The sequence below is a fragment of the Streptomyces sp. NPDC048461 genome, from assembly GCF_055587105.1.
The window spans coordinates 1-1,294 of sequence record NZ_JBVJGW010000082.1 but is presented as its reverse complement, the minus strand read 5'-3'; the positions used below and the strand labels follow the sequence as shown (position 1 = coordinate 1,294).

Genomic DNA, 1,294 nt, shown 5'->3' with positions numbered 1-1,294 from the left:
CGCGGAGGGTTTCCACGGCGTGGTGGTAGCGGACGGTGCCGCGGAGGTGGCGGGTCCAGTAGTCGGGGGAGGTCAGTTCGTCGGCGGTGGCGAAGGTGCCGGTGAGGGTGGAGACGATGGGGATGCGGGGGGTGTGGAAGGTGAGTCCGGCGGCGATGGTGCGGAACTCGTCGAGGACGGGGTCCATGTGGGGGGAGTGGAAGGCGTGGCTGACGGTGAGCCGCCGGGTGCGCCGCCCCAGCGCGGCGAAGTGCGTCCGTACCCGTTCGACCTCGTCCTCGTCGCCGGAGACCACCACGGCGTCCGGCCCGTTGACGGCGGCCAGGTCCACGGCGGCGGAGAGGAGGGGCCGGACCTCTTCCTCACTCGCCTCGACGGCGGCCATGGCGCCGCCGGTGGGCAGGGCGCCCATGAGGCGGCCGCGTGCGGCGACCAGCAGGGCCGCGTCCTCCAGCGACAGCACCCCGGCCGCGTGCGCGGCGCTGAACTCGCCGATGGAGTGGCCGATCAGGTGGTCCGGAGTGACGCCGAAGGCCTCCAGGAGCCGGAAGAGCGCGGTTTCCAGGGCGAAGATCGCGGGCTGGGTGTACTGGGTGAGGTGCAGCAGGGTGTCGTCGTCGCCGAGGACGATGTCCTTCAGCGGGCGGTCCAGGTGCGGGTCGAGCGCGGCGAGCGCGGCGTCGAAGGCGGCGGCGAACTCCGGGTAGGCGTCGTAGAGTTCGCGGCCCATGCCGGCCCGCTGACTGCCCTGCCCCGTGAACAGGAAGGCGGCGCCCACCCGTCCCGACACGCTGCCGCGCACCAGCCCGGGGTGGTCCCCGCCGGCCGCGAACGCGGCCAGCGCGTCCCGTCCCGCCGCCGGGTCCCCGGCCACCAGCACCGCGCGGTGGGCGAGCGCGGAACGACCCGTGGCCAGTGCCCGGGCAGCGGTCCGCCAGGCGCCCGGCCGGGCGGCGAGGTGCGCCGAGACGCTCACCGCCTGGGCCCGCAGCGCCTCCAAGGAACCGGCCGACAACGGGAACGGCACCGGGCCGTCGGCGGTCGCCTCTTCCTCCGTCGGGACCGGTATCCCGGCGGCGTCCTCCAGGATGACGTGCGCGTTGGTGCCGCTGATGCCGAAGGAGGAGACGGCCGCCCGGCGCGGCCCGCCGCCCTCCGGCCACGGGACCGGCTCGGTCAGCAGTTCCACGCCCCCGGCCGACCAGTCGACGTGCGGGGACGGCTCGTCCACGTGCAGCGTCCGGGGCAGCACCCCGTGCCGCATGGCCTCGACCATCTTGATGATCCCGCCGAC

At 75.0% G+C, this 1,294-nt stretch carries 1 protein-coding gene; it reads right to left on the bottom strand.

Going from position 1 to position 1,294, the window contains the following annotated elements; translation table 11 throughout:
* A partial coding sequence (locus ACZ6S8_RS39630; RefSeq protein WP_469463267.1) for an acyltransferase domain-containing protein occupies positions 1-1,294 on the bottom strand: 1,294 nt, incomplete at both ends.